The 20,908-nt window shown below is 62.2% G+C and carries 16 protein-coding genes; 9 read left to right on the top strand and 7 right to left on the bottom strand.

Annotated elements, in window-relative coordinates:
• Nucleotides 1-16 precede the first annotated feature (16 nt).
• From JWQ90_RS12800 to JWQ90_RS12785, 4 genes are all read left to right on the top strand, one after another.
• Nucleotides 17-1,150 (top strand): acyl-CoA dehydrogenase family protein, encoded by a 1,134-nt coding sequence (locus JWQ90_RS12800; RefSeq protein ID WP_299694482.1) that lies wholly within the window; start codon nucleotides 17-19, stop codon nucleotides 1,148-1,150.
• Between the two features lie 210 nt (nucleotides 1,151-1,360).
• Complete coding sequence (locus JWQ90_RS12795; protein WP_299694479.1) at nucleotides 1,361-3,004, top strand: TonB-dependent receptor plug domain-containing protein; 1,644 nt, start codon at nucleotides 1,361-1,363, stop codon at nucleotides 3,002-3,004.
• Nucleotides 2,889-3,686, top strand: a complete 798-nt coding sequence (locus JWQ90_RS12790) for a TonB-dependent receptor (RefSeq protein WP_299694520.1) — start codon at nucleotides 2,889-2,891, stop codon at nucleotides 3,684-3,686. Before JWQ90_RS12795 ends, JWQ90_RS12790 begins: the two co-directional genes overlap by 116 nt.
• A 163-nt stretch (nucleotides 3,687-3,849) precedes the next feature.
• The gene (locus tag JWQ90_RS12785) at nucleotides 3,850-5,448 is read left to right on the top strand and encodes a GMC family oxidoreductase N-terminal domain-containing protein (protein ID WP_299694476.1); all 1,599 of its coding nucleotides are present in this window, start codon (nucleotides 3,850-3,852) and stop codon (nucleotides 5,446-5,448) included.
• A 55-nt stretch (nucleotides 5,449-5,503) separates the two neighbouring features.
• Here JWQ90_RS12785 and JWQ90_RS12780 read toward each other — a convergent pair whose 3' ends face one another.
• Both JWQ90_RS12780 and JWQ90_RS12775 read right to left on the bottom strand, forming a co-directional pair.
• Nucleotides 5,504-6,556 carry an efflux RND transporter periplasmic adaptor subunit gene (locus tag JWQ90_RS12780; protein WP_299694474.1) on the bottom strand — a complete coding sequence of 351 codons (1,053 nt, stop codon included), beginning with the start codon at nucleotides 6,554-6,556 and terminating at the stop codon, nucleotides 5,504-5,506.
• Nucleotides 6,553-9,813 carry an efflux RND transporter permease subunit gene (locus JWQ90_RS12775; RefSeq protein ID WP_299694472.1) on the bottom strand — a complete coding sequence of 1,087 codons (3,261 nt, stop codon included), beginning with the start codon at nucleotides 9,811-9,813 and terminating at the stop codon, nucleotides 6,553-6,555. The genes JWQ90_RS12780 and JWQ90_RS12775 overlap by 4 nt, the downstream gene beginning before the upstream one ends.
• Nucleotides 9,814-9,929: 116 nt before the next feature.
• Between JWQ90_RS12775 and JWQ90_RS12770 the strand changes: the two genes are divergently transcribed.
• On the top strand, nucleotides 9,930-10,457 hold the full coding sequence (locus JWQ90_RS12770) for a MarR family winged helix-turn-helix transcriptional regulator (RefSeq protein WP_299694469.1): 528 nt from the start codon (nucleotides 9,930-9,932) through the stop codon (nucleotides 10,455-10,457).
• Between the two features lie 3 nt (nucleotides 10,458-10,460).
• Complete coding sequence (locus JWQ90_RS12765) at nucleotides 10,461-11,900, top strand: efflux transporter outer membrane subunit (RefSeq protein WP_299694466.1); 1,440 nt, start codon at nucleotides 10,461-10,463, stop codon at nucleotides 11,898-11,900.
• A gap of 177 nt (nucleotides 11,901-12,077) precedes the next feature.
• On the opposite strand, the gene JWQ90_RS12760 is transcribed toward JWQ90_RS12765, so the two are convergent.
• The 4 genes from JWQ90_RS12760 to JWQ90_RS12745 form a co-directional block, all read right to left on the bottom strand.
• Complete coding sequence (locus tag JWQ90_RS12760; RefSeq protein WP_299694463.1) at nucleotides 12,078-13,151, bottom strand: Gfo/Idh/MocA family oxidoreductase; 1,074 nt, start codon at nucleotides 13,149-13,151, stop codon at nucleotides 12,078-12,080.
• A 221-nt stretch (nucleotides 13,152-13,372) separates the two neighbouring features.
• Nucleotides 13,373-13,813 (bottom strand): PaaI family thioesterase, encoded by a 441-nt coding sequence (locus JWQ90_RS12755; protein ID WP_299694460.1) that lies wholly within the window; start codon nucleotides 13,811-13,813, stop codon nucleotides 13,373-13,375.
• Nucleotides 13,810-14,979: a CoA transferase gene (locus tag JWQ90_RS12750; RefSeq protein ID WP_299694457.1), complete on the bottom strand. Its 1,170-nt coding sequence runs from the start codon at nucleotides 14,977-14,979 to the stop codon at nucleotides 13,810-13,812. Before JWQ90_RS12750 ends, JWQ90_RS12755 begins: the two co-directional genes overlap by 4 nt.
• 18 nt (nucleotides 14,980-14,997) lie before the next feature.
• Complete coding sequence (locus JWQ90_RS12745; RefSeq protein ID WP_299694454.1) at nucleotides 14,998-16,212, bottom strand: amidohydrolase family protein; 1,215 nt, start codon at nucleotides 16,210-16,212, stop codon at nucleotides 14,998-15,000.
• A 329-nt stretch (nucleotides 16,213-16,541) separates the two neighbouring features.
• Here JWQ90_RS12745 and JWQ90_RS12740 point away from each other — a divergent pair, with 329 nt between their 5' ends.
• Nucleotides 16,542-17,090 carry a carboxymuconolactone decarboxylase family protein gene (locus tag JWQ90_RS12740; protein ID WP_299694451.1) on the top strand — a complete coding sequence of 183 codons (549 nt, stop codon included), beginning with the start codon at nucleotides 16,542-16,544 and terminating at the stop codon, nucleotides 17,088-17,090.
• A gap of 29 nt (nucleotides 17,091-17,119) precedes the next feature.
• A complete protein-coding gene (locus tag JWQ90_RS12735) occupies nucleotides 17,120-18,211 on the top strand; it encodes a CaiB/BaiF CoA-transferase family protein (protein WP_299694448.1) in 1,092 nt (363 codons plus the stop codon).
• An 18-nt stretch (nucleotides 18,212-18,229) separates the two neighbouring features.
• Here JWQ90_RS12735 and JWQ90_RS12730 read toward each other — a convergent pair whose 3' ends face one another.
• A complete protein-coding gene (locus JWQ90_RS12730) occupies nucleotides 18,230-18,886 on the bottom strand; it encodes a TetR/AcrR family transcriptional regulator (RefSeq protein ID WP_299694445.1) in 657 nt (218 codons plus the stop codon).
• Between the two features lie 240 nt (nucleotides 18,887-19,126).
• On the opposite strand from JWQ90_RS12730, the gene JWQ90_RS12725 reads away from it, so the two are divergent.
• Nucleotides 19,127-20,851, top strand: a complete 1,725-nt coding sequence (locus JWQ90_RS12725; protein WP_299694442.1) for a VWA domain-containing protein — start codon at nucleotides 19,127-19,129, stop codon at nucleotides 20,849-20,851.
• The last annotated feature ends 57 nt before the right edge of the window (nucleotides 20,852-20,908 follow it).

Genomic DNA, 20,908 nt, shown 5'->3' with positions numbered 1-20,908 from the left:
CGCAAGAGAACTCACGATGAGCAAGCGCAGCGTCTACGACGAAACCCACGAGATGTTCCGCGACAGCGTGCGCAGGTTTTTCCAGCGTGAACTGTTGCCCCATGTCGAACGTTTCGAAGAACAGGGCATGGTCGATCGCTCGTTCTGGCTGGCTGCCGGCGCAGCCGGCTTCCTGTGCCCGACCGTGCCGGAAGCCTACGGCGGCCTCGGCCTGGATTTTCGCTACAACGCGATTCTCGATGAGGAGATCGCCTACACCGGCGTCGTCGTCAGCCTGTCGCTGCAGTCCGACATCATCGTCGACTATCTGATCAGCTACGCGTCTGAAGAGCTGAAGCAGAAGTGGCTGCCGCAGATGGTCAGCGGCGAGGCGGTCGCCGCGATCGCGATGACCGAACCCGGTGCCGGCTCCGATCTGAAGTCGATACGCACCAGCGCGCGCCGTGAAGGCGAGCACTACGTCATCAACGGCTCGAAGACCTACATCAGCTGTGGCCAGACCGCCGACATCATCCTGGTCGTCGCCAAGACCGATCCGGAGAAAGGTGCCAAGGGCACCAGCCTGATTCTGGTCGAAGCATCGCGTGCCGGATTCCGTCGCGGACGCAATCTCGACAAGATCGGCCAGCATGCGACCGACACCTCCGAAATGTTCTTCGACGACGTGCGCGTACCGGTCAGCAACGTCATCGGCGAAGAGAACAAGGGCTTTCTGTACCTGATGCACCAGTTGCCGCGCGAGCGCCTCGGCATCGCAATCAGCGCGCAGGCCGCGGCGCAGCACGCGTTCGACCAGACGGTCGCGTTCACCAAGACCCGCATCGTGTTCGGCAAGCCGCTGTTCGAGATGCAGAACACACGCTTCGTGCTCGGCGATCTGGCGTCCAAGCTGCAGGTCGGCTGGGCGCATCTGGACTGGGCGATCGAGCGCCATGTGGCCGAGCAGCTCACTCCCGAGGAAGCCGCCGCCGCCAAACTCTGGCACACCGAGCTGCAATGGCAGGTCGTCGATGCCGGCCTGCAATTACACGGCGGCGCGGGTTACATGAACGAGTATCCGATCGCACGCCTATGGCGCGATGCCCGTGTGCAGCGCATCTACGGCGGCACCTCGGAAATCATGAAGGAAGTGATAGGCCGCGCGCTCTGACGAGCGCAATTTCCAGGCTCCACGTCCCAGGCTCCACATCGGAAGCGAACGACAGGAGGTACGGCTGATGATTGGATCGGCTGCGTCGCAGCAGCCGCTTCGCAATAGAAAACCTGCAACCAGGCAGTAAGCCCGGACCCCAAGTAAACCTGCCATTCAGAGCGGGGGGATGTTCGGGCTCCAACAATGTGCATTGGAAGGAGAGACCAAATGAACATACTTCGCACGCTCGCGGCTGCGCTGCTGGCGCTATCAGGCCTTGCGACGACGTCGCCCGCATACTCCGCAGTTGCCGACGCAGCCGCACCTGACACCGGGATGTCTTCGGATCGGTCGGCGGAGCCGGCGGCACTCGATGTCATCCCGGTCGAGCCGCTGGCGGATGCCGAGCCACCGGCCGCGGACGAAGCCCCGAAAGGGCGCAGCCGATTGATCGAAGAAGTCGTGGTGACCGCGCAGAAGCGCGAGGAGGCGATCCAGGACGTGCCGATCTCGATCGCCGCTTTCAGCGCGGAGGCGCTGGATGCACGCGGCGTCTTCGATACCAAGGCGCTGCCCTACATCACGCCGGCGATGACGATCAGCGAGTTCGGCGGGTTCTCGTTCATCTACATTCGCGGTGTCGGCAGCGACGCCTTCGTGCCCTCCGCCGACCCGAGCGTGACCACCTATGTCGACGGCGTATTTGTCCCGACATCGCAGGGCTTTTCCACCGATTTCGGTGGTGTCGAGCATGTCGAGGTTCTGAAGGGGCCGCAAGGCACTTTGTTCGGCCGCAATTCCACCGGCGGCGCCATCAGCATCGTGACAAAAAAGCCGGGCGGTGAATTCGCGGCGGATTTGCAGGGCGAACTGGGGAATTACAACGAGCGCCGCGCGAAGGGGTATTTCAATGTGCCGATCACCCAGAGCCTGGGTGTCAGCCTCGATCTTCTATACAAGGATCAGGACAACCAGTACACCCATGTGTCTCGGGAACTGGTTCCGCAGCAGTCCAAGTCCGGACGGCTGCGAGTCGACTGGCAGCTCACCGACGATCTGAATCTCGACGCCTCGTATTTCAAGTCGGAGCAGAAAGGGACCGGCAGCCTGATCTCGAAGAACATCAAGGCCAGCCCGCTGTTCTCTTTCGTCAATATAGGCGAGGACAACAGCGACAATCGGGTCGCGAATACCGACTTTCCTTCGTATCTGACCGGCGGCAACGATGTCGCGGCGGCCGCGATCACCTGGAATCTTGCCGGGTTCGACGCCAAGCTGATGGGCGCCGATCAGCTGACGAATTCCGACTACTCCGCGTACGATTTCGACGGCACGATGTATCCGCTGGTGTCGTTCAGTACCGAAGGCGAATTTACCAAGGCCAAGACTGCGGAACTGCAGTTGCTGTCCAAGCCCGGTGGCTGGCTCGGCGAGTCCTGTAGTTGGGTCGTTGGAGTCTACTATCTGAAGGGCGAAGGCGGTTTCAAGCACATCTACCTGCAACCCGCGCCCAATCTGATCGACAATCTTTTCAGCCTGTCCGGAATCAGCCCTCCGGATTCTCCGTTCTTCGAAAAGCTGATCGACACGCTGAACCAGGACATCGACGCCAATGTTCATGCCCGCGGCGCCGTCGGCACGAAATCGCTCTCTGACTTATGCGGATACGGCGGTATATCTGCCGGCCACGGACACTCTGGTGACGGTGTTGCCGTTCGCGCTGCAAAGCAACCATACGACGAACTTCTCATCGCGCCTGGTCGCCAGCTACAAGCCGAGCCAGGGTGTGATGTTCTACGGCTCGCGGTCGCAGGGCTTCAAGAGCGGCACCTACAACGTCATCAATATCTATGCGCCGCCGACCTTCGTTGAGCCCGAGCTGGTCACCACGTACGAGCTTGGCATGAAGGCCGACTTCTTCGACCATTTGCTGCGCTTCAATTCGGCGGTCTTCGACAACCGGATCAAGAACAAGCAGGTCGGTTTCGTATCGCTGATTTCCGGCGGTGCCGTATCGCTGGGCAACGCCGAGAAGACCGACGTCAAAGGCGCCGAGTTCGACCTGACGCTGGTCCCTCTTGCCGACTGGGATCCGGGCCTGGTCATCACCGCCAATGGCGCTTTCTTGAATGCGAAATACAAGAAATACAGCGAAGGCCAGGGCTACAACGAAACCACCGGTATTTACCAGAACAATCAGGACTTCTCCGGTGCCAGGGTCGAACGCACGCCCAGATGGTCCGGCGGCCTCGGTATATCGCAGACGCTGGGCGCCGGTTCCAACGGCGAGGTTGAGCTCGCTGCCGATACCTACTACAACTCGGGCTTCTACTACAGCGCCGAGAACAAGCCGGACTACAAGGAAGATGCCTATCAGCTGGTCAACGCCCATGTCAGCTATCGATATCTGCCCTGGCAGCTGCGTCTGACCGCGTTCGGCAAGAACATCTTCGACGAGACCTATCACATCAGCAAATTCCAGACGGACTTCGGCATTTTGAGCACGCTGGCTTATGGTGTTCAGTACGGGCTTATCGCGGACCTGAGTTTTTGATGACTTCGCGCCCCGATTCATGCAATAAAATAAGCCAATCGTTTGGTAGGTATTGACGATGAATGCGGTTGATAATGAGCACGCGATCCCGGCCGCTGCCGCGGTCTCGGCTGCTTTAGGTGGATCGCCAAAAATAACGAGTAATAACGAGTGAGGAGAAGTGATGCTGGAAGCCGATTATGTCATCGTGGGCGGCGGCAGCGCGGGCTGTGTACTGGCGAACCGGCTCTCCGCTTCGTCGCCTGTCCAGGTTGCGCTGCTCGAAGCCGGCAAGGAGCCGCCGGGTTTGCTCGGTAGCATGCCTGCCGGATTCTTCGCCTTGATGGGCTCCAAGCGCGACTGGCAGTACAAGGCGGAGCCGGACTCTTTCATCCGCAATAAAGTCATTCCGGCCAGCAGCGGCAAGATGCTCGGCGGCAGCAGCTCGATCAACGGCCAGGTGTATATCCGCGGCATACGCTCGGACTATGACGGCTGGTCCGGAGCGGGTTGCATGGGCTGGTCGTTCGACGAAGTGCTGCCGTATTTCATCCGCTCCGAAACCTATGTCGGCCCGATCAGCCCGGTACACGGTAGCGAGGGTCCGCTGACGGTATCGCCGCCGCGCGTCTCGCATCCGATCGCAGCGGTGTTCGTCGACGCCTGCGGCGAGGCCGGCGTACCGAAGCTCGACGAGTATTGCGGCGGCGATCAGTTCGGCGCGTTCCTGTCTTTGACGACGATGAAGAACGGCGAGCGGGCCAGTACTGCGCGTGCCTATCTCGATCCGGCTCGCGCTCGCCCGAATCTGCAAATCCTGACCGATTGCATGGTCGACAAACTGGTGATCGAGAACGAACGCGTCGTCGGCGTGGAATATCGTCAGGGCGCGAATCGGGTCGAGATTCGTGCGCGCCGCGAAGTCATCCTCAGCGCGGGTGCGATCTCGTCTCCGGCGATCCTGATGCGCTCGGGAATCGGCCCAGGCGAGACTCTGTCGAAGTCCGGAATTGTGACGCGGCTGCATGTCGCCGGTGTCGGCCAGAATTTGCAGGAACATCCGGTCGTCGGCATTTCCAAGCAGGTCAATATCCCGACCTACAACACCCAGCTCGGCCCGATCAATCTGCTGCGTTCGCTGATTCAATATCTGAGGTCGAGGCAGGGCATGCTGACGACGTCGGCGAATCAGGCCATGGCCTGCTTCAAGACGCGCTCCGACCTGAAAGATCCGGACATGCAGATCAGCTTCGTGCCGCTGGCGATCGACTTCACCGGCAGCAAGCCGGCGCTGGCCAAGAAGCCGGGCGTGTACATGGCGGCGAATCCGCTGCGGCCCTATAGCCGGGGCACGATTACGCTGCGCAGCAAGGATCCACAGGATCTACCGGTGATCGACTACCGCCTGCTCAGCGATGCGCGCGACGCCGAGGCGATGGTGCAGGGCTGCCGGATCATCGAGAAGATTTTCGCGCAACCCGCATTCGCGAAGTATCTGATCGGCCCGTTGTCGCCGCTGAAACCGCTGACCGAAGACCGGCAGTGGCAGGACTGGATTCCGGACAACATCGGCATCGGCTATCACGCCGCCGGAACCTGCAGCATGGGCGCTGGCGACAACGCCGTCGTCGATTCGCGCCTGCGTGTCATCGGGCTCAAGGGTTTGCGTGTGATCGACGCATCCATAATGCCGACCCTGCCTTCGGCCAATACCAACGCGCCGACCATCATGATCGCCGAGAAGGGCGCCCAGATGATCGGTGAAGATTGGGGCGACGCCTGAGCGAGCCGTTGCAGGATGGTAGATTGGCTGGCTAGTTCGAGGGGCCAGTCTTCGGCTATTTCTTCGGGCCGTCGGACGAGCGTCTACGGATATCGGCCTCGACCGGACGGCGGACCACGGACTGTCCCGCTTTCAGCCCGGCCAGAACCTGGAGCCGGTCTCCAGCGACCGCACGGCCGACCCGGATCTGGCGCATCGACAGCGAGCCATCGGCATTGACGGTATAGGCGGCGGTAATCTCGCCGCGCCGCAGCACGGCGTCCTGCGTGATCGTGAGCGTCTGGCTTGGCGGGCCCGAGAAAATCACGCGAGAGAAGGTTCCAGGCCGCAGTTGGGTGATGCCGTCCGGCGGATAGACGCGTACGCGCGTGCTCTGCGTACGTGGATCCGCCGCGGGCGGGAACTCGATGCGCTGGGCTTCGAACAGGGCTTGCGAGTCGCGCGGTTCGATGCTCGCGTGCGGGCTCGCCTGCACGTCGGCCAGCCGGCTCTGCGGCACGTCCACGACCAGCCGCAAACTCGACGGGTCGTACAACCACAGCAAGGCTTTGCCGGGAGCGGCCATGTCGCCGACCGCGATGTCGCGGCGCGCGACGATGCCGTCGAACGGTGCGGTAATCACGGCCAGGCCCAGTTCGGCGCGGGCCGAAGCCTGCGCCGCCAGGGCGCTCTGATAGGCGGCGCGCGCCTCGCCGAGCGCAGACTCGCTCAGGGCATCGGGATTGAGGCTGCGCACGCGCTCGGCACGCTCGTACTGCGCCTTGGAATGGGCAAGCTCGGCGTCGGCCTGTCGCGTGCGTGCTTCGCGCGAACCCATCGCGGCGCGGGCTTCGCGGTCCTCGATGCGTACGAGTACCTGACCGCGGCGTACCGATTGGCCCACGTCAAACGGCAGCTCGCTGACGCGGCCGCCGACCTGCGCTTCTATCGTCGCCTGGCGCGCCGCTTCGACTTTGGCTTCGGCGGGCCAGGACGACGCGACTTCGCGCCATTCGACCTTGCTGGTCTCGCGTGGCCTCTCGGCGCCTGCGGCCCATGTCGAACACGACAACGCGGCGCCGGCGACGCCGATGAGGGCCATCAGTTCTACGATCGGGCACTGTTTCATTGCACGTCATCCAAGAAGGCTTTCTGGTGTTTCAAGCGCCGCTGCAGCAGACCGTGGTAGAGCGGCGGCAATAGCAGCAAGGTCAGCGCGGTCGCCGCGAAAACTCCAAACAGCAGGCTGGTAGCGAGGCCCCCGAAGATCGGGTCGTCGATCAGCAGAATGCCGCCGAGCATCGCGGCAAGCCCGGCCAGGCCGATCGGCCGCGCACGCGCGATCGTCGAATCGATCACCGCGTCGTCCAGAGGCGTGCCGGCCGCTACCTGTTCGTCGATGAACTGCACGAGCAGGATCGAGTTGCGCACCATGATGCCGGCGAGTGCCGCCATGCCGATGACCGACGACGCGGTGAAGCGCATGCCGAGCAGCATGTGGCCGGGAAGCACGCCGATAATCGTCAGCGGGATCGGCGCCATGACCAGCAGCGGCGTGACATACGACTTGAAATAGGCCACCAGCAGCAGATAGATGAAGCTGAGCCCGACGACGTAGGCGCCGCCGATGTTGCGGAAGGTCTTGAAAGTAATGTCCCAGTCGCCGTCCCATCTGACGCTGTAACCGTCGTAGATGTCGGGCATTCCGGTCAGAAAATCATGCAGCTTGCCGTCTGGAAGTGAAGCCTCGTTCGGCGCCAATTGCTGAAGGCGCGCGCGAATATCGAACATGCCGTACAGCGGTGAGTCCAGCTTGCCGCCCAGATCGCCGAATACATATACGACGGGCCGCAAGTCCTTGTGCAGGATGACGCTGTCGCGCGTCCCCGGCACGATGTCCACCAGTGCCGAGAGCGGAACAAGTTCGCCGCTCGCCGATCTCGCACCGAGATCGAGCAGCTGCTGCATCGAGTCCGCGCTTTCCCGAGGCAGCAATAGGCGGATCGGCACACCGTGCTGCAGTTGGGTATCGCTCAGCGTCAGCACCTCGCGTCCCGACAGCCCCATGCGCAGCACCTCGGCAATGTCGGTCTGGTTCACTCCCAGCAGGGCCGCCTTCTGGTCTCTGATCCGCAGTGTCGCCTGCTCGCCGGTACCGCCGAGGCTGTCGTAAATGCTGATGCTGTCCGGCGTGCTTTCGAATGCCGAGCGAACAAAACGCGCCACGGCTTTCTGGCCGTCGTAGTCAGGACCGTAGATTTCGGCAACGATCGGTGAGACCACTGGCGGGCCGGGCGGCACCTCGGCCAGGCGAGCGTCGCCGCCGTGATCGCGGGCGATGGCCTCGATGCGGCCGCGCACCGATACCGCGATTTCGTGGCTCTGGTGTTTGCGATGCTCGCGATCGAGCAGGTTGACGTGGATCACGCCGAGTTCGGGCGACTGGCGCAGGTAATACTGCCGCACCAGGCCCTGCAGGTTGATCGGACTGGCCGTTCCCGCATAGATCTCGTAGTCGGTCATCTCCGGAATCTGCTGCAGTACATCGGACATTTCCAGCAGCACATTCGACGTGGTCTCGACCGGTGTGCCCACCGGCATGTCGAGCACGACCAGGATTTCCGATTGATTGTCGACCGACAGCAGCTTCAGCAGCACGATCTTGAACGCCGGCAGACACAGTGCCGCCAAGATTGCGAGCATCACGCCAGCGTACAGAAAACGGCGTCGCCGCCGGCCTCGCTGTGGGTCGATCAGCAGGCCGATCGTACGGCGTGTGAGCTGGTTGAACGCAAGCTGCATGCGGCCTGGCTTCGATGCGGCGCCTGCATCGGCATGTGCTTTGGCGTGAGAGCCCGAAGACAAGATATGTAGCGTCAGCCACGGCGTGATGACGAAGGCGATGACCAGCGAAAGGAACATGCCCATCGACGCATTGATCGGCACCGCTCGCAGGAAGTGGCCCATCAAGCCCGGAACGACCGCGAGAGGCATCAGCGCGAATATCACCGTGAACGTCGCCAGGATGGTCGGGCTACCGACTTCGTCGACTGCTCGTGGAATGATGTCGATCAGCCGATCGTGCGGCCGCAGGCCGCGACAGCGGTTGATGTTCTCGACGACCACGATCGCATCGTCGACCAGGAAGCCTACCGAGAAGATCACCGCAAACAAGGACACCCGGTTGATGGTGAAGCCGACCGCCCAGGACGCGAACAGTGTCATCAGCAGCGTGAGGCTCACCGCGATCCCGATCACCAGCGCGTCGCGCCAGCCGAGCACGATCAGCACCATGACGGTGACCAGCAAGGTGATGAACGCCAGCTTGAAGATCAGCACATGTGATTTTTCAGCTGCGGTCTCGCCGAAATCGCGGGTGATGGCGAACTCGACGCCATCCGGTATCAAAACGCCGCGCAAACTTCTCAGGCGGGATTCTATGGTCGCCGTCAGCGCCGAAGCGTTGACGCCGCTCATCTTCGACACCGTCAGCGTGACGGCCGGATAGACACCGTCCGATGCCGTCGAACTCGCAGGTCCGGGGCCGAACCAGACAAAGTCTGTCGGCTGATCGGGACCGTCGATGATCTTGGCGACCTCCGACAAGAACACCGGCCGCCCGTCGTGTACCGCGACGATCACCCTGCCGACGTCGTCCGCCGATTGGAATGCTTCGCCGGTCCTGACCAGGATCTCGCGGTCCTGGTTGACCAGGGTTCCCGCGGTCTGTGATCGTGCAGTGAGCAACAGTTTGTCGCGCAGCTCAAGCGGGGCAAGACCATAAGCCTGCAGGCGCGCGGGATCGAGCAGGATGCGCAACGCGCGCCGCGGTCCGCCGATGATCTCGACGTCGCGCGTGCCGGCGATGCGCTTGATCTCCGCTTCGAGGCTGCGGGCCACTTCGCCGAGATCGTAGGCGCTGCGCTGTGGATCGCGGGTCCACAGGGTCGCCGTGAAAACCGGAATGTCGTCGATTGCTCGGCTTTTGATCAGGGGCTCGCCGATTCCCAGCGTGGGATCAAGCCAGTCGCGGCTGGCGTTGATCGTGTCCTGCAGCCGCACCAGCGCTTGCGTCGGGTCCTGCCCGACGACGAACTGCACAGTGATGAGCGCCGCTCCGGGGCGAGCCGCAGAGACGATATGATCGACGCCGGATATGCGCGACAGAAGGCGTTCCGCGGGGCTCGTCACCTGCGCTTCCACATCCCGTGCCGATGCGCCCGGATAGGGAATGAAGATGTCGACCAGCGTAATGTCGACCTTGGGCTCTTCTTCGCGCGGCGTCACCAGCAACGCGAAAATGCCGGCTACAAGCACGGCGATCGCAATCAGTGGCGTGATTTGCGAGCCGAGGAAATAGGCCGCGATACGGCCGGAAATTCCCACGCCATCTCCCCGAGAGATCCTGTCGTCGAGCGGTTTTCGAATCGTGCTTTGATTCGTGCGCCGCCGGCGAGGAGCTGTTAGTATTTAGTACAGCGTTAAACTACCATACGATCATTATGAAGGGAACCGACCGGGTCGATGCAATCGATGCAAGCACGCCGCGCATGGTGGACAACATGCCCGGGGTCCCGGTCGATATCATCGCGTTGATGCGTCTGATGCGTGCTGCGAACCAGGGACTGTCCAACTTTCTCGAGCCGGTGATGCGCCCGTTCGGGTTCACCGAGAGCTCGTTCCATACGCTGATGCTGATCTTTAGCAGTGAACAGGGAACTGCCACTCCGAGCCAGCTCTGCGAGCTGGTGGGTCAGACGCGCGCGAATATGACGCATATCCTCGCAGGGCTGGTATCTCAGTCATATGTCTCGCGGAGCACCGACGGCGATGATGGCCGACGCCGCATCATCCGCATCACGGCGGAGGGTCGGCGCCTGGTGCGCGCGACGTTGCCGACACTGGCTGCACCATTGTCGCTGGCCCTCGAAGGGCTGAAGCCCGCGGACATTACTCAGCTCGACAAGCTGCTGCGGCGCTTTGTTGCGTCGCTGGCCAACGGCGAGCGGCGGATGCGTGCATCGATTTGACGGATGAGATTCTGTCCAGCCAAAGCTGTTACGGGGTTAGCGCTAGCCACAGCGTTTCTGCTCGTCGCGTGCGTGGCGCCGCCCGTCAAAAGTACGCCGACACTGCGGCAGCTGGCTCCGGTTGAGCAGAATGAGGCTGTCGCGGGAGCGGCGGTATGGCCGGTAGCAGACTGGTGGAAAACTTTTGGAGATCCGCAACTCGACGAATTGATCGGCGCCGCCCTGCAGGGCTCGCCGAGTCTGAAGACGGCGCAGGCGCGAATCGCCGCTGCCGATGCGGCTTCGGCGCTGGCCCAGGCCCAAAGTGGTGTGCAACTGGCGGCGACTGCGGATATTTCGCGTAATCAGCTCAGCGAGAACGGCTTGATTTCCAGTCGTCTGCTGGGGTTCGACTGGTACAGCCAGGCCGATGCGGCGCTGCAATTCCAGGCGAACCTGGATTGGTGGGGGCGTCAACGTTCCGCGATCACCGCCGCCGTCGACCGTGGGCGTGCGGCAGAAGCGGAGGCAGCCGCGAGTCGATTGATTCTGATCACCGCGATCGCATCGGAGTATCTGTCGTGGCAGAGCGACACGGCCAGGCTTGATATCGCAGAGCAGCAAGTCTCGCTTTTTGCGCGCTGGCGTGATCTGCAACAGCTGCGGTCACAGCAAGGGTTGGACGATGGCCTGCCGCTGTATCAGTTGGATGTCGAAACCGATCGGGCACGCGACGCGGTGTTGCTGCGCGAGGCTTCGCGTCAGCGACATCGCTTGGCGATTGCCGCGCTGGCCGGAGTAGTGCCCGATGAACTGTTGCTGGAGCGTACCGCTACCGCAATCGTTCCCGCACTCGACGCACCCTCCGATCTCGGCTTGGGTTTGATCGCGCGGCGTCCGGATATCGTCGCAAGCCGCTGGCGAGTGGAGGCAGCAGTGCAGAACGTGGATGAGGTTCGAGCCGCTTACTACCCGGATTTACGGCTTTCGGCGCTGGCGGGACTGTCGAGTCTGCAGTTGTCGAAATTGGCGGATACCGGCAGCCAGGCGGCGAGTCTTGGCGCGGCGCTCTATCTGCCAATCTTCGATATCCGCGGCTTGCGCGCGCAATACGGAGTGCGCAAGGCCAATCTCGACAGTGCCGTCGCGGCTTACGACGAGGTCGTGGTCGGCGCAGCGCAGGACGTAGCCACGCGGATGCTGGACTGTAAGACACTGCTTGGGCGGCGGGAGACGATGGTGCAGCGGCTGCTGGCAGCGGAGAAAGTCCGGCTGGCCACCGAGACTCGTGTCAGTCAGGGCATGGACGACAGGCGTAGCGAAATCACCGCGCAGACTCAATTCCTGAGCACGCGGGATGCCGCGCTGCAGATCGATGCGGAACTGGCCCTCGCTCGATTGGCTCTGATCCAGTCGCTGGGTGGTGGCCTGAGTGATGGCCTGATACGGGCACCGCCAGCTTGACTCAGAGGCTGTGAATTTCTCGAACGCCGTAGCGAGGGCGACGCTGCGTGTCTTCAGACCGGAACAGGCCCCGGCGTAGGGCGGGTCGCGACCCGCCAGTTTCTGTCTGAGTGTGCCAAAACGGCGGGTCATGACCCGCCCTACGAGTTGATACCGGCACCGCCGGCTTGACTCTGCTCAGGTTCTCCAGCGCTCGATGTTCTGCCAGCACTTTGCGTCGTCGGCCAGCGTCGCATAGTGAACCGGGACATCTTTGCCGCCGACGACATCGGCAAAGTTGCGCAATAGCGCCGCGATCAGATCCTGCTGATAGCGCGAGCGATCCTGCTCCGATTCCAGTCTGCGGATCGCGGGCAATTCGATCGCTCCGGGGGCTGATTCGCCGAGGCACTGGCCGCTGAGCCGGCCGCCGAACCAGCCATTGTTGCCCTGGTAAACCAGCGCGCCCTTGTCGCCGTGAACCGCCCAGCGCAGTTCCGGCATACACGGCGCGACCCAGCTGATCGACAGCGCCGCCGGTGCACCGTTCGGCAGCCGGGCGGCCAGCGCGACCGTGTCCTCGGCCTCGACAGCGCGCATCGGCCCCGGGACTCCGCCGCGCACTTCGGGTGGCATCGGCCGTTCTGGAACCATCGTCGCCAGATATCCGGCCTTGGCTTCGATGCCGCCGAACAGGTGCAGATGCAGATCAATCAGATGCGAGCTGAGCTGCGGCAGCACGCCGCCGCCCATGCGCGCGACGTGGTTGAAGTTCCAGTAGATCAGTGCCTCGTACTGCGGATTGACCGAATGGGCGACGATCACCGACAGCAACGAGTTGCGCACTTTGCCGAGATAGCCGTCGGCAATCAGCTGCTTCATCATCAGCATGCCAGGGTCATAGCGGAACTCGTGATCGACCGCGTTCGGCAATCCGGGCTTGCGCGCGAGTTCTGCAAGCTTGAGTGCGTCCGCGCTACATAGCGTGATCGGTTTCTCGCAGACGAAGGGCTTGCCTGCGGCGATCACCGCGCTGACCACGTCGAGATGCGAAGAAGGCGGCGAGGCGATGAATACCGCGTCGACGGTCTTCAGAGAGAGCAGTTCCTGCACACTGCCACAGACATATTTCGGTTTAAACAGCTGCTCGGCTTCGGCAGCGGCAGCGGGGCTCATGTCGTAGATCGCTTCCAGCTCCATGCCTGCGAGCGTGATGGCGGGCAGCGGACCGCGCCGGGCGAAGCTGCCGGTACCCAGCACTCCGATTCTCATGGTTGGATCTCCTGGTCTTTTATCTGTTTCTAATGCAGTGACACAGTAATAACGAAACATTGGCAAGCTACCGTCATTCCCGCGCAAGCGGGAATCCAGGGCCGTCTAGCGGCTCCCCCGCGAACTCTGGATTCCCGCTTGCGCGGGAATGACGTTTCGAAATGAATGTGCCGCACCACTAGTTCTAACTTCATTTTATGGCGCGGCGTATCGTGTTGACATCACATATACGGCCCGCTGGTGATGCGGAAGATGCCGCTGCCGCGCATGACCGGCCCTCTCGGCCCGACCAGGGTCGCATCGCAGAAGCCCATGCGCTGGGAGGAATGGATCAGCTTCGCACGGCTCTCGATCCATTCGTCGACGCGTGCCGGTTGCAGGAAATCCATCTGCAGGCTGATCGTCGGCGTCCGATGCTCGTAGCCGCGCGACAGGATGCCAGTGCGCGCCAGCGCGATGTCGAGAAAACTCGCCAGCATGCCGCCGGAGCAACCGCCGCTCAGATTGCAGTGTTTAGGCTGGACATGGAATCCAAAGCGGATGATCTCGCCGGCGCTGGTGCGCGCGTCCAGCATGCGCATGTACACCGGCCCGAACAATTCGACGTAAGGGCCGAGATCCTCAACCTGGATCCATTCGCTGTCCGCTTGCGGCGGCGTCATTGGGAAAGCTCCCGCAGTACCTCGTCGGTGTGCTCGCCCAGATCGGGTGCGCGAGCCACGGCCGACTGACCGCGAGACAGCTGGAAAGGCGAGGTCACCATCGGATGAATGCCGGTCCCGTCGCCTACTAGGCGTGTCATGTCGTTGGCCAGCACTTGTGGATCCTTGAGTACATCTTCAGGCGTCGCCACGGCTTGCCACCATACATCGGCCTCGGTGAAGCGCTGCGCCCACTGGGCCAAGGTCATCTGCGAAAAAGCTTCGTCCAGGATCGCGACGAGTTCGCGGCCATGGCTACGTATCGATTTCGCAGTCGCGAAGCGTGGGTCCTTGATCAGGTCGGTGCGCCCGATGGCTTTGCAGACCTTGGGCAAATGGCGACGCGCTTCCACGCAGGTCAGGAAGAACCAGCGGCCATCACTGCTGCGATAGCTATTGACCAGAGGTGTCCGGCTTTCGCTGCGTATCGATTGTCCATGGACCCGGCCGTGTGAAGCCTGCACCGCCAGATCGCCGCTGACCATGAAGGCACCGGCCTGCATCAGCGAGGTCTCGACCAGACTGCCTTTGCCGGTTCGTTGGCGCTCGAGCAAGGCGGTGACGATGCCGGAGTATAGAGACAGCGAAGTGATCAGGTCGCCGAAGCCGCCGGTCGGGCTGGGCGGAATCCCGTCCGACGGAACCAGTTGATGCATCAAACCGCTACGCGCCCAAAATCCACCAACGTCGTATACCGGCAGATCGCGTTCAGGTCCGCGCAGTCCGAGTCCACTGATCGAGGCGAAAATCAGTTGCGGATAACGCGCCCGAACGGTGTCGGGCTCGAGATCGAGCCGCGCCAGCGATCCTGCGCGCAGATTGGTGACGAATACGTCGGCGTCGAACAAGAGCCGAGACAACAGATCGTGATCGCGCTTCTGCTGCAGATCGAGCACTACGCTTTTCTTGCCGCGATTCAGCAGTGAGAAGCTCGGAGTGGTTTCCGCGGCGCCGCCCATGGCAGCGATGAACCTCCGTCCGGGATCGCCGGACGGAGGTTCGATCTTGATGACTTCCGCCCCGATATCGGCGAGCAGAGCGGCCGCGCCCGGCGCAGCGAGCCAGGACCCGAGTTCAACGACACGCAGGCGCCGAGGCGCCTCCGGTCTACTGTCTCCGCCATTCACTGGGCGAGCGCTCCGCCATCAATTCACCAGACCCAACAGCTTGCCGGTGTTGTCGCGCATGATTTGTTTCATTTCCTGCTCACTGAGCCCTTCCTTGATGTGCTCGTAGAACTCCACCGGAGACGACACGCCTTCCGGATGCGGCCAGTCCGAACCGCCGAGAACCGCGTCGACGCCGATCAGTTTGGCCAGGCCGACGATGTCGTCCTCGGGATACGGCGCCACTTTAATGTGCTGCCTGAACACATCGCGCGGGCGTTCTTTGACTTCACCGAACAGCCAGTCCTTCGGTCCGCACATCTTGGCCGCACGATCCATCTTCTTGATCATCGGCGCAACCCATTCGCTGCCGAACTCGATCGACAGCACATTGAGCTTGGGGAAGCGGCCGAACAGGTTGTGCGTGATCAGGGCCAGCAGCGTGTCGGCGATCGCGCGATCACCGAAGCAGGTGGCGCGCTGGAACGGCGAGAAGCGATGCGTCGGCGGCAGCGCGTTCTCGCTCCACAGCGACGAGTAGTAATCGGTTTCGCCGCTGTTGCCGAGATGGAACGCGACCGGCACGCCGGCTTCTTCGCAGACCGCCCAGAACGGGTCGTGCTTCGGGTCAGCTGGCGAGCGGCCGTTGACCGGGCCCGCGCGCAGATGCACCAGTTTGGCGCCGCGCTGCAGATTGCGCTTCAGCTCTTCGACCGCCCATTCGATGTCGACCAGCGACAGGCAGGGCACGGCGAAAAGGCGGCCGTCCTTGCCGAAGCCCCAGTCGTCGTAAAGCCATTCGTTGTAGGACGTCAGATTGGCCTTCAGCGCCACCGGATCCTTGCTCAGCTGATATTCGACGCCGACCTCGATGGTCGGCAGCATGATCGCGGCCTCTACGCCTTCGACGTCAAGCCATTTCAGGCGCGTTTCGCGCTTGCGCGATTGCGGCAGATCCTCGGCGGTGATCATGCCGCTGTGGAACAGCATGTTGCCGGAGCCGTGCTTGTCCTTGTTCTTGTAGTACTCGATCAAGGCGCCGGGCTTGCCGGTGGCGTCGCAGGGGTTGCGGCCAAAGAACGAAATCTTCTGGTCGCCGAGAAAAATCCGGCCTTCTTTTTCGCCTTCTTCGCGCACCACATGTACGGCCTTGCCCATGTCGAAGATTTTCTTCGGCAGATACCGGGTAAAGCAGTCGTCGGTTTCATAGATATGCTGATCGGCGTCGATCATTTTGTACGGCAGCGTCGTCATCTTGAATACCCTCGCTAGTCAATCGTCGGCAATGTTGCGAAGCCGCAATGTCTTCAATGCATGATGTGTGTTGAACCAAACGGTTGGTAGATTAATGGGCGTGCCGCTCCAGCGTCAAGCGGTAACCGCTGTTCTTCTATGGCGACAACCTGCGTCGTCGGCCTCAATACCAGGCTACGCCGATGACCTGTCTTTCTCCTTGCTATAGACTACCAATCGTTTGGCGCAATTGCATCCACTGCGTCGCAGCCGTTGCGTAAGTCTGTTTCTCTGCCGCTTGCCGGTCGCTTGCCGGGGACAACCGGCAAGCTTCAATGGAGGATTTCATCGTGCCTGTGATTGCACCCTATCAAGATGGCGCCAGCCCCGAGCAGGAGCGCATCGCAGAAGTGATTCGTGCCCGCCGCGGCGGCAAGCTGATCAATATCGACCGGATGCTGCTGCATAGCCTGCCGTTCGCCGAGGGCTACAACCTGCTGCTGCCGAAAGTACGCGGCGGCCTGGCTCTCGCGGACCGGTATCGCGAACTGCTGATCTGCGCGACCGCTCAGCTCACCGGCGCCGCTTACGAAGTGCATCACCATTCGCCGGTGTTTCTGAAGGCCGGCGGTTCGCAGGCGCAGCTCGATGCGCTGAAGACGATCGAGCAGGCACTGTCGTCGCCGCTGTTCGATGAGAAGGAGCGCGCCTTGCTGCAATTCGCGCTCGAAAGCACGCGCAGCGTTGCGATCCGGCCGCAAACGATGAGTGAGCTGCAGACTCGGTTTCCGGGCGCACAATCGATAATAGAGATTGTCTCGGTGGTGTCGGTTTACAACATGGTTTGCCGGATCGTCGTCTCTCTGGGCGTCGAAATAGAATCCGTAGAATCCGTGTAAACAGAAAAGCAGAATTTGCAGGGACAAGCATGAGCCAGCCGAAACTCAAGGGTCCTTTGGTCGGACTGAAAGTGGTCGAATTCGCCAGCATCGGCCCGGGTCCGCATTGTGCGATGTTGCTGGCCGATCTCGGCGCCGAGGTGCTGCGTATCGACCGTGCGGGTGGCAATGGCTATCCCGACAATCCGGCGATGAGCCGCGGGCGCAGTACGGTGACGATCGATATCCGTTCGCCGCTGGGGCGCGAGCAGTGTCTGCGGATCATCGACAAGGCGGACGTGCTGATCGAAGGTTTTCGTCCCGGCGTCATGGAGCGACTGGGCCTGGGGCCGGAAGTGGTCTGCGAACGCAATCGCGGCCTGGTCTACGGTCGCATGACCGGTTGGGGCCAGACCGGCCCGCTCGCGCAGGCGGCCGGTCACGACATCAACTACATCGCGTTGACTGGCGCGCTGGCGGCAATGGGCAAGTCCGGCGAACCGCCGATTCCGCCTTTGAACCTGGTCGGCGACTTCGGCGGCGGCTCGGTCTATCTTGCTTTCGGCATCATGGCTGCGCTGTGGGAGCGGCAGAAGTCCGGGCAGGGTCAGATCGTCGATGCCGCCATTGTCGACGGCGCGGCGTCGATGATGACGATGTTCGCCGGCGTCGTCGCCAGCGGTGGCATGTCATTACAGCGTGATCGCAATTTCCTCAGCGGTGCCGCGCCGTTCTATCGCTGCTACCGATGCGCCGACGGCCGATATATCTCGGTCGGCGCGATCGAGCCGAACTTTTACGCGCTACTGTTGCAGAAAGTCGGCGCCGAGCCGGAAGCGGCCCAGCGGCAATATCAGACGGACGATTGGCCGGCACAGTCCGCCAAGCTGGCTGCAATATTCGAGAGCAAAAGCCGCGATGAATGGAGCTCGCTGCTGGAAGGCAGCGACTGCTGTTTTGCTCCGGTGCTGGAACTCGACGAGGCACCTTGCCACGCGCACATGGCGGCGCGCGATGGATACATCGAATCCGAAGGCGTTGCTTACAGCGCGCCAGCGCCTCGCTTCTCCCGCACCCCAGGTGAAACCACGCCTCGCGGCCCGGGTGATGAAACCTTGGAGCGCTGGGGTGTAAGCCACTAGCGTCAGGCTCTGGCGGTTCTATGCCGTCACCTTCCAGTTCTGGCTTCTCACATAGCTGACCGTGACTTTGACCAGGTCGTCGAGAAATGCCTTGCGTGAAAGTTGCAGAGGCCGCTCGGAAAGATAGCTGCGCAAGCTGCCGATGACGACGATGTCGAGGAAGAACGAAACCCGCTCGACGTCGCGCTCGTTCAATCCGGAAAACTGACTGAAATATAAACGCACACCGGCGCCAAACAGCCGCTCCAGCGAGGCCGCGCCGGGCGTCATCATCAGCTGCGGTCTCTCGATCACCATCTGATGCAGGATCAGCTGATTGGCCTCGTACTCCTTCAGCAGCAACTCCAGCGTTTTCTGGCCGACGGTCTCCATCGGCGCTTCCATGATGCTGAGCATCTTGGCGCGAAATTTCTTCGTGACCCTCGAAGCGGTCTCCTCGTAGATGGTCAGCAGAATGGCTTCCACGGTGGGGAAATACTGATAGAGCGAGCCGGGGCTGATGCCCGCGCGCTCGGCGATTCGCCGCGTTCCCAGCGACAGAAAACCCTCGGCCTCTGCGAGTTCCATCGTCGCCTGCAGGATGCTCTGCACGGTCATCTGGCTGCGCTTCTGCTGCGGCGCCTTTCGATGCGTCAATGCACGGGTCGCGTCGTCCGCAGGATATTTGTTGAACATCGGTTCTCCTGTCGCTGGCTGATGACGGATCGCATGCTCAGACGAGCTTTCAGGAAAGCGAACAGAATGCGAATAGAATGCGAACAATGTTCAGACTAGCATCTTCGTCACGTTCGGTTCAACGGATGCAGTCCCATGGTCGCGGCCACCATGGCTCCGCGGAGCGAGATGAACGTCTTCAGGGCGCGGCTGACACCGCGGCCCTGCCGCCGTACTTCAACACCATCCAGCGGGGTCCTGATGTCCGACAGTGTGCAGCCGATCAGCATGGCGGGCCAGAAGCGCTACGCGCTGCTGGCGTCGGCCATCGTCGGTCACAGTATCGCGACCGGAGTCAGCAAGCTTGCGGTGGTGCATACCGACGGGCAGACCGTCTATCTGCCGCAGGGTGACGATGAAAATCATCTGGTGGCTTTGGTAGCGCAGGCCGCGATTCTGCGCTGCGGCGGTTTCGAGCGGAAATCCGTCGTGAAGCTGGTCGGCCGTGAACGGGTAGCGGCTCGCTACCTGACGCTGGAGGCCATCAGGGCGGCGCATGCGGTCGGCACAACGATGCCGCGCTGGATACAGACACGCATCGCCGCCAGCTGGAACGGCGCCGTGAGTGCATCGGCCGAAGAATCCTTGATCCGGGCTTCAGCCGAGCGCTCGATCGCGGAACGGCCCGAACTGTTCGGCCTGATCCGTCCGGTGTCGCTGCTCAAGGCTCAAGGTCTGAGCGGTGGCGGCGGTTCACCGATCGGCGAGAGAGAAAGGCTGCAAGCCGAACAGAACGCCTCGCAGGAACGAGACGAGGACGACGAAGGCGACGACGACGAAAACGAAAACACGCAGCGCTCGACCATTCTGTCGAAGATGGCGGGCCCCCTGCCGGAAAGCCCGGTGTCGCGATTCCTGAAGAATCTGTTCGGCGCCAAGCGCTCGCCCAGCGAAACCGGCGATCAGGGCGGCGGCGTCGAAATGATGGGGAATTCCGTCAAGTGGATGAAGAAGATCGGAGCGGGCGCCAAGATCATCGCGACCGCCTTGCGTCCCGGCGAATGGAATGCATCGCCGAATGTCGGTACCGCGTATCCGGAATGGAATCACGATTCCCAGTCCTATATGCCGAACTGGTGTCAGGTCGCGCACTACGAAGCCGCGGTGACCCGGCAACTCGATGCCGGCGTGCCGGACCGGATGTTGCGCCGCCGGCTCGCGAGACTCGGCACCACCTACGTTCGTCATCACGGCCAGGCCGACGGCGAGGATCTCGACGAGAACGCACTGATCCGCTTTCTGGTCGATCAGGCCTCCGGTTATTCCGGAGATGAGAAGGTTTACGAAACGCGCCGCAAAACCGGCCGCGATCTGTCGGCGATCGTGCTGCTGGATGCATCAGGGTCCACCGGCGACCAGCAGGCCAATGGCGCGTCGATCTGGGAACTGCAGCGCACACTGGCCCAGGACATCGTCGCCGCTTTGGACGATCTCGGTGACATTGTCGCCGCCTATGGTTTCAGGTCCTTCGGCCGCAACGACGTGCGATTTTTGAGGATCAAGGAGTTCGGCGAGCGCTTCAGTCAGGACGCGCGCTCGCGCCTGCATTCGCTGAATCCCAGCGGCTACACGCGCATGGGCGGCGCGATACGGCACGCAACGCACCTGCTGTCGAGTAAGGCGCACAGCGAAAGCCAGCTGCTGATCGTCGTCTCCGACGGCCTGCCGTACGACATCTCGTATGAAGATACTTATGCCGAGCAGGACGTTCGCTGCGCGCTGCGCGAGGCCGAGGAGCGCGGTGTCGGCTGTGTTTGCCTGAGTGTCGGATCGCCTCGCAAGAAGGACGCGCTCGATCGCGTCTGGGGCAATGTCGGTCACGCCAGTCTCGAATCTCCGCGCGATCTGAATCGCTATGCCGAACCTCTGTTCGGTAGCGCGCTCAGGCGCGCCGCCGGTGGGCGCAGGCGCAAGGCGGCGGCATAAACGGCGGCCAGTGTTTCGGGTAGGTGGGGTAGCCGTGGTGATTCGCGAAGAGACGCG

This window comes from Hydrocarboniphaga sp. (assembly GCF_028291725.1).
In the GTDB taxonomy this organism is placed as follows: Bacteria; Pseudomonadota; Gammaproteobacteria; order Nevskiales; family Nevskiaceae; genus Hydrocarboniphaga.
The sequence above is the reverse complement of the archived record's forward strand: the minus strand, read 5'-3'. Positions and strand labels throughout refer to the sequence as shown.